The organism is Altibacter sp., from assembly GCF_019913785.1.
GTDB lineage: Bacteria > Bacteroidota > Bacteroidia > Flavobacteriales > Flavobacteriaceae > Altibacter.
The window spans coordinates 124,433-139,024 of sequence record NZ_JAIOHK010000060.1; the positions used below are offsets into that span (position 1 = coordinate 124,433).

Annotated in this window: 14 protein-coding genes; 7 read left to right on the plus strand and 7 right to left on the minus strand. The window is 41.5% G+C overall.

Annotation, left to right across the window (positions count from 1 at the left end; genetic code table 11):
* Nucleotides 1-18 precede the first annotated feature (18 nt).
* The 4 genes from K8F54_RS10825 (at nt 19) to K8F54_RS10840 (ending at nt 6,398) form a co-directional block, all read left to right on the plus strand.
* Entirely contained in the window at nt 19-4,041 is a 4,023-nt protein-coding gene (locus K8F54_RS10825) for a T9SS-dependent M36 family metallopeptidase (protein ID WP_290790720.1), read from the plus strand.
* A 100-nt stretch (nt 4,042-4,141) separates the two neighbouring features.
* Nucleotides 4,142-5,014, plus strand: coding sequence for a DUF4846 domain-containing protein (locus tag K8F54_RS10830; RefSeq protein ID WP_290790722.1), 873 nt, complete (start codon nt 4,142-4,144; stop codon nt 5,012-5,014).
* Complete coding sequence (locus tag K8F54_RS10835) at nt 5,011-5,373, plus strand: Na(+)-translocating NADH-quinone reductase subunit F (RefSeq protein ID WP_290790724.1); 363 nt, start codon at nt 5,011-5,013, stop codon at nt 5,371-5,373. Before K8F54_RS10830 ends, K8F54_RS10835 begins: the two co-directional genes overlap by 4 nt.
* Nucleotides 5,370-6,398 carry an FAD:protein FMN transferase gene (locus K8F54_RS10840; protein WP_290790726.1) on the plus strand — a complete coding sequence of 343 codons (1,029 nt, stop codon included), beginning with the start codon at nt 5,370-5,372 and terminating at the stop codon, nt 6,396-6,398. The genes K8F54_RS10835 and K8F54_RS10840 overlap by 4 nt, the downstream gene beginning before the upstream one ends.
* Here K8F54_RS10840 and K8F54_RS10845 read toward each other — a convergent pair.
* From K8F54_RS10845 to pepE, 7 genes are all read right to left on the minus strand, one after another.
* Nucleotides 6,375-7,139, minus strand: a complete 765-nt coding sequence (locus K8F54_RS10845; protein ID WP_290790728.1) for a class I SAM-dependent methyltransferase — start codon at nt 7,137-7,139, stop codon at nt 6,375-6,377. The two genes, K8F54_RS10840 and K8F54_RS10845, sit on opposite strands and share 24 nt — an antisense overlap.
* Before the next feature lie 11 nt (nt 7,140-7,150).
* Entirely contained in the window at nt 7,151-7,969 is an 819-nt protein-coding gene (gene map / locus K8F54_RS10850) for a type I methionyl aminopeptidase (RefSeq protein WP_290790730.1), read from the minus strand.
* Nucleotides 7,970-7,978: 9 nt separating this feature from the next.
* Nucleotides 7,979-8,383, minus strand: a complete 405-nt coding sequence (locus K8F54_RS10855; RefSeq protein WP_290790861.1) for a BT0820 family HAD-type phosphatase — start codon at nt 8,381-8,383, stop codon at nt 7,979-7,981.
* Between the two features lie 101 nt (nt 8,384-8,484).
* On the minus strand, nt 8,485-9,999 hold the full coding sequence (gpmI, locus tag K8F54_RS10860; protein ID WP_290790732.1) for a 2,3-bisphosphoglycerate-independent phosphoglycerate mutase: 1,515 nt from the start codon (nt 9,997-9,999) through the stop codon (nt 8,485-8,487).
* A 73-nt stretch (nt 10,000-10,072) separates the two neighbouring features.
* Nucleotides 10,073-10,837, minus strand: a complete 765-nt coding sequence (locus K8F54_RS10865; protein WP_290790735.1) for a M48 family metalloprotease — start codon at nt 10,835-10,837, stop codon at nt 10,073-10,075.
* Nucleotides 10,838-10,861: 24 nt separating this feature from the next.
* Complete coding sequence (locus K8F54_RS10870; protein ID WP_290790737.1) at nt 10,862-11,605, minus strand: M15 family metallopeptidase; 744 nt, start codon at nt 11,603-11,605, stop codon at nt 10,862-10,864.
* 34 nt (nt 11,606-11,639) lie between these two features.
* On the minus strand, nt 11,640-12,347 hold the full coding sequence (pepE, locus tag K8F54_RS10875) for a dipeptidase PepE (protein ID WP_290790739.1): 708 nt from the start codon (nt 12,345-12,347) through the stop codon (nt 11,640-11,642).
* Nucleotides 12,348-12,430: 83 nt separating this feature from the next.
* Here pepE and K8F54_RS10880 point away from each other — a divergent pair, with 83 nt between their 5' ends.
* The 3 genes from K8F54_RS10880 to K8F54_RS10890 are packed head-to-tail and all read left to right on the plus strand — an operon-like array spanning nt 12,431 to nt 14,558.
* Entirely contained in the window at nt 12,431-13,240 is an 810-nt protein-coding gene (locus K8F54_RS10880; RefSeq protein WP_290790741.1) for a carboxypeptidase-like regulatory domain-containing protein, read from the plus strand.
* Entirely contained in the window at nt 13,227-14,000 is a 774-nt protein-coding gene (locus K8F54_RS10885) for a carboxypeptidase-like regulatory domain-containing protein (RefSeq protein WP_290790743.1), read from the plus strand. Before K8F54_RS10880 ends, K8F54_RS10885 begins: the two co-directional genes overlap by 14 nt.
* Before the next feature lie 54 nt (nt 14,001-14,054).
* Nucleotides 14,055-14,558, plus strand: a complete 504-nt coding sequence (locus tag K8F54_RS10890; RefSeq protein WP_290790745.1) for a DUF6702 family protein — start codon at nt 14,055-14,057, stop codon at nt 14,556-14,558.
* Nucleotides 14,559-14,592 lie beyond the last annotated feature (34 nt).

The following is a 14,592-nucleotide window of genomic DNA, read 5'->3' on the forward strand; positions in this document are numbered from 1 at the left end:
TTTTATAATCCATCAATTATGAAGTCTACTCTCTTGTTTCTTAAACCATTTCTAGCTAATCTTTCGCTTTCGGCCCTAGTGCTTTTGTTCTCCCTATTCATATTTCAAACCGCAGAAGCACAGACGACTAAGGCTTCTCAAAAAGAGAACAAATCTGTGCTTAAGGATTTGATACAAACCGAGAATTCCAATTATGTGATAACCGATGAACATATAAGTTCCACCAGTGGCATTCGGCATGTATATGTAAGACAGGCCATTGGAGGAATAGAAGTAGTAGGAACCGAATCCAGTGTACATCTTGACAATGAAGGAACTGTTATTGTTGAACACAATAATTTATTACCAAATATTTCAGCTACAATAGTAAATGCATCTGCGTTAATAACCGCTGAAGAGGCTATTGTTTCGGTGGCTGGACAGATGGGGTATGTTATTTCAGAATTAAACCAAATCGAGCAGAAAAACAATAGAGAATTTGTTTTCAATAAGGCAGGAATTTCTACTGAAGACATCCCGGTAAAGCAATTGTATTATTATCGACCAACAGCAGGCACTAGTATGATTTATGAGTTGTCGATTCAGGAAACAACAACTTCCGACTGGTGGAATTTTCGGGTAGATGCTTCCACGGGATCCATTATCGACAAAGACAATTGGACGGTCTATTGTGAACTGCCTTCAAAAATTAAAAGTGATGATGCCAAAACGGTTTCAGAAAACCATAACACGTTTAATTTGTTCAAACCACAGACTACATTGAGTTTCGCAGGTAGTTATAATGTGTTTCCAATGCCTATTGAATCACCAAATCACGGTTCTCGAAGTATAGTGAGTAATCCGGACGATGCAAATGCTTCGCCTTATGGGTGGCACGATACCAATGGAGCAAGTGGCCCCGAATATACCACCACCAGAGGGAATAATGTTTTGGCGCAGGAAGATGTCAATGGAAATAATGGAACGGGTACCATGGCAAATGGTGGAGCGGGATTGAATTTTAATTTTCCACTGGATCTGAGTCAGCAACCTATCGTTTATCAAAATGCAGCCCTTACCAATTTATTTTTCTGGAACAATATTATGCACGATGTGTATTATCAATACGGTTTTGATGAAGCTAGTGGCAATTTTCAGCAAAACAATTATGGAAATGGAGGTCTTGGAAATGATTATGTACTAGCCGATGCGCAGGATGGAAGCGGTATCAATAACGCAAATTTTGGGACACCTACTGATGGTAACAGACCCCGTATGCAGATGTTTTTATGGGATCCGGCACCGCCTATGATTCAACTTACCATAAACGCTCCGGGATCTTTGGCAGGAACCTACAATGTCGTTCAAGCTGGTTTTGGTCCCGATGTTCCTACAAGTCCAATCACAACCAATTTTGCACTTTTCAATGACAATACAGCGCCAGATAATTATGATGGCTGTCAAGCTGCTGTGAATGCTGGCGCGTTAAACGGAAAAATTGTTTTAATTAGAAGAGGAAATTGCAATTTCACCGATAAAGTAGTCCGGGCCGAAAACGCGGGAGCAGTTGCCGTTATTGTTGTCAACAATGCACCGGGTGCCCCAATTATCATGGGAGGAACCGATCCCGGAATTGGAATCCCCTCGGTTATGATATCTCAGACCGATGGAGAGGCTATGATCACCGCGTTACTTAATACCACCACCGTCAATGGAACCTTGGTCGGGACAGCTGCGGGAACCGTCAATATTGATGGCGACTTGGATAATGGAATTATAGCTCACGAATACGGACATGGAATCTCCAATAGATTGACAGGAGGTCCCTCCAATACAAGCTGTTTGGGTAATGCCGAACAGATGGGAGAGGGTTGGTCCGACTTCTTTGGATTAATGCTTACCATCGAAGCCGGTGATACGCGAACCGATGCTAGAGGCATTGGAACCTATGCCATTGGTGAATCGATTGCCGGAAACGGAATTCGTCCGGCTCCCTATAGCACCGACTTTGCCACGAATCCCTTTACCTATGCCGATACAAATGATACCGGGACTATTTCTCAGCCCCACGGAATAGGATTTGTTTGGTGTACCATGCTTTGGGATATGACGTGGGACCTTATAGATAAATACGGCTATGACCCCGATGTCTATTACGGAACAGGAGGAAATAATATTGCGATGAAGCTTGTTGTTGAAGGATTAAAGCTGAATCCGTGCAACCCCGGTTTTGTTACGGGTAGGAATGCTATTTTAGCCGCCGATCTAGCCCTGTACGGAGGTGCAAACCAATGTTTGATATGGAATGCATTTGCGAAAAGAGGGCTGGGAGCGAGTGCTTCACAAGGGTCGAGTAGTAGCCGTACCGACCAAACCGAAGCCTTCGACTTGCCATCTACAACATACAACGGAAGTTGGAGCAATGGAACACCAGCGCTTGGGAAAATTGCGATTTTTAATCAAAATTACAATACCACTGCTGGAAATATTGAAGCCTGTTCTTGTGAAATTAACAGCGGCAGTACCGTAACCGTTGCAGCCGATGATTATATGCTCATTGAAGGTGATATTACCGTCGACGGAGCACTAATCGTAGAACACACCGGAAGTGTGGTACAAATTGATAAAGATGCAGTGGTTACCAAAGCAGGTGGAGCCACCATCAATGTGGAAGTAGACACTCCGATCTTACAAACCCGTGATTTTATGGTCATGGGTAGCCCTATGGATGCCGAAACACGTACAGGTGTATTCAACAGTGCCTTTTTAGTGCTCAAACACACCCCTGCGAATTTCATGCCCCATCCCAGCGTTCCGCTAGGAGGAACCAATTTTGCCGATGAAAACGGTGATTTTTGGAGTTCCTATTCCGGAAGTATCGATGTAGGAGAAGGATATATTGTACGTCCCCAATCGGGTTATACCGATCCGGCCAACCATTCTTATCCGTTAACATACAGTTTAGGGACACTAAACAACGGGGATGTTAGCAGATCGATCATTTTCAATGGTCTGGGACCTAACCCGGATGGCACGCCTAATGTGATTGCAAATCCGTATCCTTCGGCTATTTCGGCCTCTCAGTTTATTGCCGACAATTCTTTGGTAACTCAAATTTATTTCTGGGAACATTTAACGCCACCCAGTAGTAGTATCCCCGGTGCAGGAAGTATTAACTTCAGCATGGACGATATATCCATGTATATTGATGGTGGCGCACTACCTGCTGCCAACGACCCTGGAACGAGCACCGAACCAAACGGAGTGATCTCTACCGGACAAGGTTTTGGATTCTTTGCCCAAGCGGCCGGTACCATAACGTTTACCAATTCGATGCGACTTACCACTGGAAATACCACCTTGCGAAAAAGTGTTGACGTTGACAAGGTATTGCTAAAGGTGCGAAATGAACAATACAACATTGGAAGTCATGCCTTGGTTGCGTTTAATCCAAATGCTACAGCTGACTTAGATGAAAATTATGACGCAGACAGATTAGCCACCACGATATCGTTATACTCTCACTTAGAAGATGGAACAGAACAATTAGGTATTCAAAGTCGTGAAGCATTCGATTCTCAGATAAAGGTGCCCATGGGCTTTGCAAGTCAGGTGGATGCCGATGCAGCCTTTATAGTATCTATCGAAAACATCGAAGGGCTTAATTTAGGAACTGCTACCGTCTATTTTATAGATAATCAGGAAAACACAATTCACAATCTTAGCAATGGACCCTACGAGTTTAGAAGCAGTAAGGGCACCTTTAATCAGCGTTTTACCTTGTTGTTTGAACCTGAGGTGATATTGGGCGATGAGGAGGATTCGTTAGAGCGAATTGTGTTATTCCCGAACCCTACCAACGACGTTCTGAATATTCATGCACCTCAATCACAGATAATGAGTATAGTAGTATACGATGTACGAGGACGGCAGATAAAGGCCGTGGATTTAGTTGGTCAAAGTAGTTACCAATTAGACCTTTCCCGATTGGAAACTGCCATGTATTTTGTCACCGTTAATACCGACAATGGATCGATCACCAAACGTATTGTGAAAGAGTAAGAATTTATTTAATCAATATAAACCGCCTTCTTTTTAATAGATGGCGGTTTTTTTATTTTTCTGAATTAAAATAAAGTAGTTCAATGCAAGTTATTTTAATATGAAGAAAATGATCTTCCTTTTGATAGTGGCTTCGGCGGTTGGTTATTTTTTCCTTTCAAAAAAAGGAAAAGTAATAAAAAACGTTGCCATGAGCTACATCATTTCGCCAAACTACGTCAATAAGGAAGGAATTACTTTGTCAACGAGAGTTCTGATTCCTGAAGGTTTTACAAGAGTTAATTACCCCGAAGGATCCTTTCAGAAATACATTCAGGATTATACTTTACTGCCCTTCCAAGCCAAGATTATTAATTACGACGGAAATGAATATATGTATCAAAGCGGCCATATAGGGATTTTGGATATTCCGGTTCCTTCAAATGGTTTACAGCAATGTGCCGATGCCTTGATACGAATTCGTGCTGAATATCTATGGGATACGCACCAAAAGGACAAAATTGGCTTTAATTTCACTTCGGGACATTACTGTTCCTGGTTGCAATATGCCGAAGGATATCGCCCAAAGATCAATGGAAGTAAGGTTGTCTTTCAGAAAACTGCTCAGGCAAATCATTCAAAAGCACAATTTTATAAGTACCTCGACCTTATCTATATGTATGCCGGTACCCAATCATTGTACGATGAATTGTCAACTGTACATACGATCGATGCCATTGAAGTTGGTGATATGCTCATAAATCCCGGAAGTCCGGGTCATGTAGTGCTCATTGCCGATATCGCGACCAATGCCGAAGGCAAAAAATTGTTTATTTTAGCGCAGGGAAACACCCCGGCTCAGAGTGTTCATATCCTTAAAAACTTGAACAACTCCGGAATTAGCCCCTGGTATGAATTAGAGTTAGATGCCTATCTCGAAATTCCCACCTATTACTTTAATAAAACACAATTTATTCGGTTTAAAGACCTATGAAGGAGGAATTAAGCTTACAAGAATTACACAATCTGGCTATGAATATTGTAGGGAAGGACCTTCAAGAGAATGGTTATGAGTTTTTAGGTGTAAATTCGAAATTGAAAAAGGATCCCCAATTTGTGGCTCTAAAGAACAAAGATTTACATTTTGTTATTGTAAGGGCCGTGCGATACCCAAAAGATGCCAATGTATACGATGCTGTTTTTATGCAGACCATCAGAGCACATGCATTGAAATTTGAGGCAAAAACATACTATGCCGGAGTAGGTTTGGGGCACGGAAGTGATTATGCCAAGCCGGTTGTTAAAAATGAAGACTACACCATGGTGTATAACGGATTACAAGAAATTCTATGAGAATAATTTATTCGGTGTTATTGCTGCTATTTGTTTCCTGTAACGAGAAGGAAGCACCGGTTGCCAAAGTATTGCAAGGAAATGCCTTCGGGACCACCTATACCATTCAGTTTTATGGTGAGCACGAAAACACCATTGAAAAAGGGATCGATTCGGTTATACATGCCGTAAATAAATCGGTGAGTACCTATATGCCCAACAGCGATATTTCAAAAATAAACCGCGGCGATACAACCGTAGTCGTGGATGATATTTTTAAAGAGGTGTTTCGTATCTCTGAAACGGTTCACAAAAATTCGAAGGGATATTTCGATCCAACTGTGGGTGTGCTTCGCAATGCCTACGGTTTTGGTGATACGAAACCGCTTCAGCATATAGATCAAAAAACGCTAGATTCTTTGATGCAGTTTGTGGGCTTCGACAAGGTAAAGTTATTAGCGAATGGCAAGGTTGTCAAGGAACACCCGGAAATCTATTTCGATTTTAATGCGGTGGCAAAGGGCTATGGAATTGATTGTTTAGGACGATATTTGGAGGGAGAAGGTATTACCAACTATATCATCGAGTTGGGCGGCGAACTTTTGGCCAAAGGAATGAACATTTCAAAACAACAGCCTTGGGTGGTGGGTATTGAATCTGTCAATTCGAATCTCAATGACCGAAGCTATGATGTTACCCTCAAATTAGAGAATATGGGTATGGCTTCTTCGGGCAACTATCGAAAATTTCGGATCGATTCCCTAACGGGGAAAAAGTACGTTCACACCTTAAATCCACTCACCGGATCGGCCGAACAAAGTAATGTGACAAGTGCGACGGTGGTTGCAAACAGCTGTGCTGAAGCCGATGCTTATGCCACTGCCTTCATGGCTTTGGGCCTAAACAAGTCTAAATTGTTGTTAAAGGAAACGTCAGGGATATACGCCTATCTTACCTATACCAATAAAGATAATAACCCACAGGTATTCATGACCGGAAATTTCCGAAAATTATTGGTCGAATCACTTGCTGCAAACGGGGAGTAATTCTCCTTTTGCCAATCTGAATGTGTCGATTTCTGCTTCGGAAAGGGTTTTGGTGTAATCAACAGCCGTTACTATAAAACCAACAGCAGCTAATTTTTCAAAATAATCCATTCCGTACACCCGAACATGATCGTATTGCCCAAATATTTTGGCGCGTTCTTTAGGGTCGGTAATCGAATCATCTTCAAAAGTGATCTCTCTATTCGCTTCGTATGGAACTTGTAAAATAGCGGTCCCCCCTGGCTTTAAAACCCTATATACCTCCTGCATTGCTTGGGTATCATTGGGGATGTGTTCCAACACATGATTACAAATGATAAAATCGTAGGTATTACTTTCAAAAGGCAATTCACAGATGTCTGCCTTTACATCGGCCAAAGGTGAATTGAGATCGGTTGTAGTATATATTATATTTTTCAACTTCCGAAATCGTTTGTAAAAGGCTTGCTCAGGGGCAAAATGAAGGACCTTATGTCTTTCTGAAAAAAAGGTCGTTTCATTTTTAAGGTATAGCCAAAATAATCGATGTCTTTCTAAGGAGAGGGTACTTGGAGACAGCACATTTTCTCGCACTTTTTCATAGCCGTAGGGTAAAAACTTTCGGAAGGATCTGCCATCTATGGGATCTGTGTATTTTTTTCCTTTTAAAAAAAATGCAACAACAGGCCGCACCACATAACTCAGACGAATTAAGAGGGGTCTTGGAATTAAATTCAGAAAAAACCTAAAGAGTTTTTGCATTGTGAAACCAATTACAACACAAGTGCTTTTTGACGAAATTCGTCTTCTTCATTACTTTCTATTCCCAAAGCTTCGTATATGTAAGCAAAGGTGGAAAGCAGTTCGGGTTTTCCGTTTACCAGAGCGACGTTGTGTTCAAAATGGGCACTCGGTTTTCGGTCTAAGGTTAGGATTGTCCAACCGTCTTGCAACTGTTCAATGCGTCGGGTTCCCAAATTGATCATGGGCTCAATGGCCACGGTCATCCCTTCGACAAACTTCTTTCCTTTCCCGCGTCTTCCATAATTGGGCATTTCAGGATCTTCGTGCATCTTTCTGCCAAGGCCGTGTCCTACCAATTCGCGTACCACACCATAGCCGTGTTCTTCACAGTATTGTTGAATGGCAAAGCCTACATCTCCGGTACGGTTGCCGGCCTTAAATTCTCGTATCCCGACGTAAAGCGATTCCTTGGTGACTTTCAGTAATTTTTTTATTTCTGAAGAGACTTCACCTACTTCAAAAGTATAGGCATGATCCCCGTAGAATTCATTTTTAACAGCACCACAGTCAATAGAGATAATATCCCCTTCTCGCAAAGGTGTGTTGTTCGGAATACCATGAACCACCTGTGCATTCGGACTCATACACAGGGTATTGGGAAAGTCATAAAGACCTAAAAACCCGGGAACGGCTCCGTGATCACGAATACATTCTTCGGCTAGTTTGTCCAGATAAAGCGTAGTAACACCGGGCTGTACCTCCTTGGCCAAAATACCCAAGGTTTTGGAAACAATCAAAGCGGATTCCCGCATTAACTCTATTTCTTCGCTGGTCTTAGGTATAATCATAATTCTTTATTAAAAGGAAAACCATCCCTTTTTCTTTTTCTTATAGTTCAATGCAGCAGGTTTTTCCTCACCAATCAATTCTTGATAGATCTCGCCCCAACTTTTTAAACCGCCAATATTCCGATCGTCTATAAAGAAGTCGGCATTTATCTTCCGACTGTATTTGGGATCGAATTCTTCTTCAGGAAAACTTTTATTCACCGCATAAAAAACAACGCCATGCTCCTTACAAAACGCCACTGCCTCATCCAATGTCCTGCCATTTCGATAGGTCCACAATATCAATCGGTGTCCCTTTTCTTGTAATTTTTTCAAAGTATCAAAGGCGAAAAGGATGGGTTTTCCAATTTTAGGATACTCATCTTCGACAATCGTGCCGTCAAAATCTACCGCTATGGTATGTGTCTCGTGCATCATGGGGTTTTAAAAGTGCAAAAATACGAAGAATATTGGCATTCCTAAAGTTTTGGGTTTTGGATATGCCTTAAAGCGCCTCTAAAATTGAAAGACCACAATTAAATCAAGGATGTTTGCGTCATGGTTTGAGGTTGTTCAATACCCATGAGTTTGAGAATTGTGGGCGCGATATCACCTAAAATTCCTTCTCGTACTGCCCTTATTTCGTTGTCGACAATAATTATCGGTACCGGATTGGTAGTGTGTGCCGTATTGGGTGAACCGTCTGGATTGCGCATGGTTTCACTATTTCCGTGATCGGCCAGGATGATGGTGGTGTACCCATTTTCGATGGCCGCTGCTACAATGGCTTTACTGCAGCCATCAACGGTTTCACAAGCTTTGATGGCCGCGTTGAAATCGCCGGTATGTCCTACCATATCCGGATTGGCAAAGTTGAGACAGATAAAGTCAGCTGTTTTCTCTTTTATTTCCGGGAGTATCTTATCCCGAACTTCAAAAGCGCTCATTTCGGGTTGTAGATCGTAAGTAGCTACTTTCGGAGAGGGACAAAGAATTCGTTTTTCACCCTCAAATGGTAGTTCTCTTCCACCGTTAAAAAAGAAGGTGACATGCGGGTATTTTTCGGTTTCGGCAATACGAATCTGAGTTTTTCCGTTTCGTTCCAAGACTTCACCCAGTGTATCGTGCAGGTGTTCCTTGTTGTAAACCGTTTTAATGTTTTTGTATGAATCGTCGTAATTGGTAAGCGTTACATAATACAAGGGAAGCGTCTTCATTCCGAAGCTTTCATAGTCTTTTTGCGTTAATACTTCGGTTAACTGTCTTCCGCGATCCGTTCTGAAATTGAAAAAGATCACCACATCATTTTCTGAAATGGTTGCCACCGGCGATCCGTTTTCTGTCATGGTTATGGGTTCCATAAATTCGTCTGTAATTCCTTCGGAATAGCTTTCTTCCATACTTTTTACAGCATTTTCTGAAGCTTTTCCTTTTCCGAAGACCAATAAGTCGTAGGCTTTTTTAACGCGTTCCCATCGTTTGTCACGATCCATAGCATAATAGCGCCCTACCACCGAAGCTAATTTCCCCGTAGTTTTTGAAAGATGTTCTTGTAATGCCTGTATATGTCCGATCCCCGATTTCGGATCGACATCCCGACCGTCGGTAAAGGCATGAACAAAAACCTCCGTTAACCCATAATTGTTTGCGGCCGTTAACAACCCTTTTAAATGATCTATATGAGAATGCACGCCACCATCCGAAACCAATCCTAAAAAATGCACTTTTTTATGGTGGTCCTTGGCATGTTGGAATGCTGCTTTTAATACAGGTTCATCTTTTAAGGTATTGTTTTGAACCGCCAGATTCACCTTGGCCAAATCCTGATATACAATACGTCCCGCTCCTAGATTCATATGCCCCACTTCGCTGTTTCCCATTTGGCCGTCCGGAAGCCCTACATTCATTCCGTGGGTTAGCAATTGGGCATGTGGATATTTTTTGTAAAGCGAATCTATAAAGGGCGTATTGGCTTGTGCAATGGCCGAAACCGCCGGATCTTGCGTAATTCCCCAGCCATCGAGGATCAGTAAAAGGACTTTTTTATGCATGCTTTTTTATATGGTGCAAAGATAAAAACAAAATCCCGCCTAGCGGGATTTGGCCTTAGAATTAGCAATAATTTTATCCTCCGTATTTCTTGATGGATTCCTTTATTTTTTCAATGCGATTATCCGGATCGGGATGTGTGCTTTGGAATTCGGGTGCTCGACTGGGTCCTGCTGCGGCTTTTAGAATTTCCATGACCGCAATCATCTCGTAGGGATCGTAGCCGGCTTTTATCATAAATCGAATTCCCAGATCATCGCTTTCCAATTCATCATCGCGACCGTTACCGAGTAATACATTTTGTCCAATCCCGGCGACCAAACCACCGGCATCGGCACCTACAGAGGCACCTTGCGACAGCGTTTGCCAAAATTCACTGTTGGCAATGCGCTCGGCTGAATGACGCCCTAGCACATGTCCTACCTCATGGCCCAATACCCCGGCAAGTTGATCTTCGGTATCTAGTTTCGACAGGAGGGCGTAGGTAATAAATATTTGTCCGCCGGGTAACGCAAACGCATTGATGGTTTCCTGATCTGCCAACAGGTGAAAATCGTATTGATAAGGCGTTTCACGAGCCATGGTGTTATCCACTAATTTTTGCCCTACCATGTCGACATAGGCTTGCAAACGATCATCTGCGTAGAGGCCACCGTATTCCTGTGCCATTTGAGGAGCACTTTGTAATCCGATAGCAATTTCCTCTTCGGTGGTTAACGAGATGGCTTGTTCTTTACCGGTATACGGATTTTCTTCGGTGTTGGCACACTTTCTGAAAAAGGCAAAGGCCACAATGGCCAATCCAATTAAAATTCTAATTTTCCAGCTGCTTCTTCGCATGATTTGAAATTTACTGACTTAAAGTTACGAAAGTAATTCGGGATTGATATCCAATATATTTTCGGAGCGATATCTTGTTATAAAGGCTTCAGAAAAATATTCGGCTCCCAAGATCTTTTCTTCTAAAAGCACTTGTTTCAGATCCAATTTTTTATAGGCTTCTAGCATTGGTATTGAAACAGGCGCATAGCTAAAGTGCCAGGGCTCGTACTTAAATCCTTTTCGGTGCGCATTATCTGTGTAAACTTCAAAAAAGCCAAAGGAATTGGCACGTACATTGAGCCAATCTTTTAATTTGCAAAAGGGGCCATTACCGTGAAAATGCTGAGGTTGTAACACACTTTCCGGGCGCGTTGCATTGGCATCGATAAGGTCAATATCGGTGCCCCAATGATGTCTTGAAGTACCGGGAATGGTCGAATATTCAATAATCTTTTCTATGGCTTCGGAAGGAGATAAACCCGCTGCGGTAAAGCCTTTATACTTGCCTTCAAAAATCTCTTTTTGCCGCTGAAAACTTCGGTAGGCCGAAACTACTTCAATTTGAATACCCGCCTTGGCGGCTGCCGTTTTCATGTTCAGAAAGGCCGTTTTTGCTTCCTTGTGCATCTTTGAAGTATAGGAATCGCCCACAATATCGGGATTGCCTTTTCCTATCAACTGATCGCGCGAGTAGCTTTGTGCGGTTTCAGCAAAAGTAAAACCCGGCAATACGGAGACGGCTATTCCCAAGAGGGCGGTTTGCTTTATGAAATCTTTTCGATCCATATAAAATGGTGTGTTTCTTAAAAGTACTATTATTTTAGAAAAGGGTGGTCAATGCGGTTCCGGTCTCTACTTCAAACGGCTCTTTATTTTGCTGAAAAATTCGCGCCGTCAGCGTTCCTTTCAATACAATATTATCTCCGGAGACTTGCAACCAACTCCCTTCTCGCAACCCTACCACCGGAACGGTATTTTGCGTATGGTATTCTTTAATTCGGGTTTCACGGGTTTCGCCCATGTGTTGGCTGGTTGGATCCGGATCTAAATAATGCGGATTGATATTAAATGGCAGAGTGCCCAGGGTCTTAAAAGACGGTGGATATACAATGGGCATGTCGTTGGTGGTTTGCATGGTCACGCCGCAAATATTACTTCCGGCACTGGTTCCCATATAGGGGAGTCCGTTAAAAATAGCCTCCCGAAGTGGTTGCATCACCTGGTTGGCATACAATTGAGCTACCAATAAAAAGGTGTTTCCTCCCCCCGTAAAAACACCCTTTGCTTGGCGTATGGCTGTTTCGGGATTGGGAAGGGTATGAATGCCTATTAATTTCTTATCTATTTTCGAAAACGCTTCGGCAGCTTTCGCTGTATAGGAGTCGTGTGATATTCCATTGGGTCTTGCATAGGGAATGAAGAGCACTTCGGTGGTGTTGTGAAAAAGTGAGGCCATTTCTTCAGCAAGGTAATCGAGGTAGTTTCCGCCAAAAACGGTAGAGGTGCTTGCCACAAGGAGGTTTTTCATATTTTGGTATCTAAAGTGTAAATTTAACAAATAGAGGCAAAACCTTAAGATTTTACTAAGAAAACAATACGTACTTTTAAAAAATGGTTAAGGTTACTGCAGCATTATTACTACTTCTCTTACCGGTAATTGCATTATCTCAGGAGATAGAACGCAATAAGATACAAGGTATTATAACAGCTCCTGTTGGTGAAGATGTGGAAAATGTAAGCGTTTATAATATTTCTTCGCAAAAAGGAACTATTACCAATATAGCTGGTGCATTTGAGTTAGAAGTGGTTGAGAACGACCGTATTCAAGTAACTGCATTACAATTTCAAAGCTTTACGATTATTGTGGATAGTGGGGTGATCGAAACCGGTCGTATGGCTATTTATTTGAATCCATCGGTCAATCAATTGGACGAAGTGATTGTACGACCCTATGATCTTTCCGGAAATATCATTGCCGATGTGGGCCGGATTAAAACTGCCAATATGAATCCCCAATGGGACCTCTCATACGAAACTCTTGAATTTGGTTACGAGTTTTCTGACGATCAGTATACGTCTATCGTCGGAAATAAGGCTGAAGAGGCTTTTTATAACGGACAGAAGCAGGCAAGTTTAAATTTTATTGGACTTGCAGGACTTTTCTTTCCGAAGAAACCCAAAAAAGAAGTTGAAAAGATAACAGACCGAGCCGCATTGATCCGTGCAATGCGACAGCGATTTAGCAATGCGTACATCACCGAAACTTTTGCCATTCCCGAAGAACGAGTGAATGATTTTATCTACTTTTTAGAGGAAAACGGAGTGGATGCTCACCTTTTAAAGTTGGAGAATGAACTGCTTTTATTGGATTTCCTAACCGCGCAAAGTATCATCTACAAAGCAGATCTTGAGACAAAGTAGGTATCTTATACTGGGCTTCTTTGTATTCTTTACGGTATTAGGATACAGTCAGGAACAACTGTTGCGTGGCAAGATCACCAATAAAAATGATGTGGAAGGTATCCACATTATGAACAAAACAACACGTTATAGTAGTGTTTCCGACCAAAATGGGAATTTTAGTATTTTAGTTAATGAGCGTGATACCTTGTTAATCTCCTCTGTACACTATGTGCCTGATCGAATTCTAATTACTTCAGAAATCTACGAAAAAGGCGTGCTTCTGATTACACTTGAAGACCTGGTCAATGAACTCGATGAGGTTGTATTGGGTACACATCTCACCGGAAATATTGCCACCGATATTAAGAATATAAAAACGGTAGATACGATCAATTTTGACGATGTTGGCATCTCGGGATTTAAAGGAGTTCCCGAAGAAAAGATTGTGCCCATGGTGCCCTATTTCGGACTGGCAACTGCGGTAGACTTAGAAGCGATGTACAAACATTTAAGCGGCTACTACAAAAAACTGAAAATAAAGCGAAAATGGGAGGGGGAGAATAGGTTGGTAGCGAATATTATTCACCATTATACAGCTGCTTTTTTTGAAGAAGCCTATCAAATCCCGAAGGATAGGTTATACGACTTTTTATTGTACTGTAATGAATCAACCGATTTGAAAAAAAATTATGAAACTGAAAATTATGCGGGAGTGCTGCAAATTTTTAAAATCAGGAGCGAAATTTATGTGACACGACTTCTGGAAAAAGACGAATAAAAATGTAATATTTGTAAAATCTTACGACCAATCTACTTCGAAAATACTGCTTCAATGAAGTTTCCTAAAATCCTATTCTTTTTATTTCTTTTCCCAATTATAACAGGAGCTACACTGCATAAGTTCTATGTGAGTACCACAAAGATTGAATACGTTAAAGAGAAACGATCGATTCAAATAATTACCAAAATATTTATCGATGATATCGAGGATGTATTACAGCAACGCTATGATCCTGATATTTCACTGGCATCTCACAAGGAAAACGCAGAAGATGTGGCTTTTTTAGAAAAATACATACTTCAAAAATTTCGATTAGCGGTTAATGGGAAGCCGGTAACGCTTCAGTATATAGGAAGGGAATACGAAACAGATATTGTTAAAATATACCTTGAAGTAACAGGTGTTGCCCAATTAAAAACCCTCGAAATTGAAAATCAAGTATTGCTCGATATGTTTGACGATCAGCAGAATATTATTCATTTAAAAACTTCAGAAAAGAGAAGGAGTATAGTCTTGGATAAGGACAATCCTAAAGGAGTGTTAAACTTCGATTAATCAGATAAATAAACATAGATAAAAGTTATTTTTA

Excerpts from the sequence above, each read along its gene's own strand:
- K8F54_RS10840 (WP_290790726.1), top strand. The coding sequence starts at position 5,370 with ATGAGAATAATTTATTCGGTGTTATTGCTGCTATTTGTTTCCTGTAAC.
- K8F54_RS10855 (WP_290790861.1), bottom strand. The coding sequence starts at position 8,383 with ATGCACGAGACACATACCATAGCGGTAGATTTTGACGGCACGATTGTC.
- gpmI (WP_290790732.1), bottom strand. The coding sequence starts at position 9,999 with ATGCATAAAAAAGTCCTTTTACTGATCCTCGATGGCTGGGGAATTACG.
- pepE (WP_290790739.1), bottom strand. The coding sequence starts at position 12,347 with ATGAAAAACCTCCTTGTGGCAAGCACCTCTACCGTTTTTGGCGGAAAC.
- map (WP_290790730.1), bottom strand. The coding sequence starts at position 7,969 with ATGATTATACCTAAGACCAGCGAAGAAATAGAGTTAATGCGGGAATCC.
- K8F54_RS10865 (WP_290790735.1), bottom strand. The coding sequence starts at position 10,837 with ATGCGAAGAAGCAGCTGGAAAATTAGAATTTTAATTGGATTGGCCATT.
- K8F54_RS10870 (WP_290790737.1), bottom strand. The coding sequence starts at position 11,605 with ATGGATCGAAAAGATTTCATAAAGCAAACCGCCCTCTTGGGAATAGCC.
- K8F54_RS10830 (WP_290790722.1), top strand. The coding sequence starts at position 4,142 with ATGAAGAAAATGATCTTCCTTTTGATAGTGGCTTCGGCGGTTGGTTAT.
- K8F54_RS10880 (WP_290790741.1), top strand. The coding sequence starts at position 12,431 with ATGGTTAAGGTTACTGCAGCATTATTACTACTTCTCTTACCGGTAATT.
- K8F54_RS10835 (WP_290790724.1), top strand. The coding sequence starts at position 5,011 with ATGAAGGAGGAATTAAGCTTACAAGAATTACACAATCTGGCTATGAAT.
- K8F54_RS10825 (WP_290790720.1), top strand. The coding sequence starts at position 19 with ATGAAGTCTACTCTCTTGTTTCTTAAACCATTTCTAGCTAATCTTTCG.
- K8F54_RS10890 (WP_290790745.1), top strand. The coding sequence starts at position 14,055 with ATGAAGTTTCCTAAAATCCTATTCTTTTTATTTCTTTTCCCAATTATA.
- K8F54_RS10845 (WP_290790728.1), bottom strand. The coding sequence starts at position 7,139 with ATGCAAAAACTCTTTAGGTTTTTTCTGAATTTAATTCCAAGACCCCTC.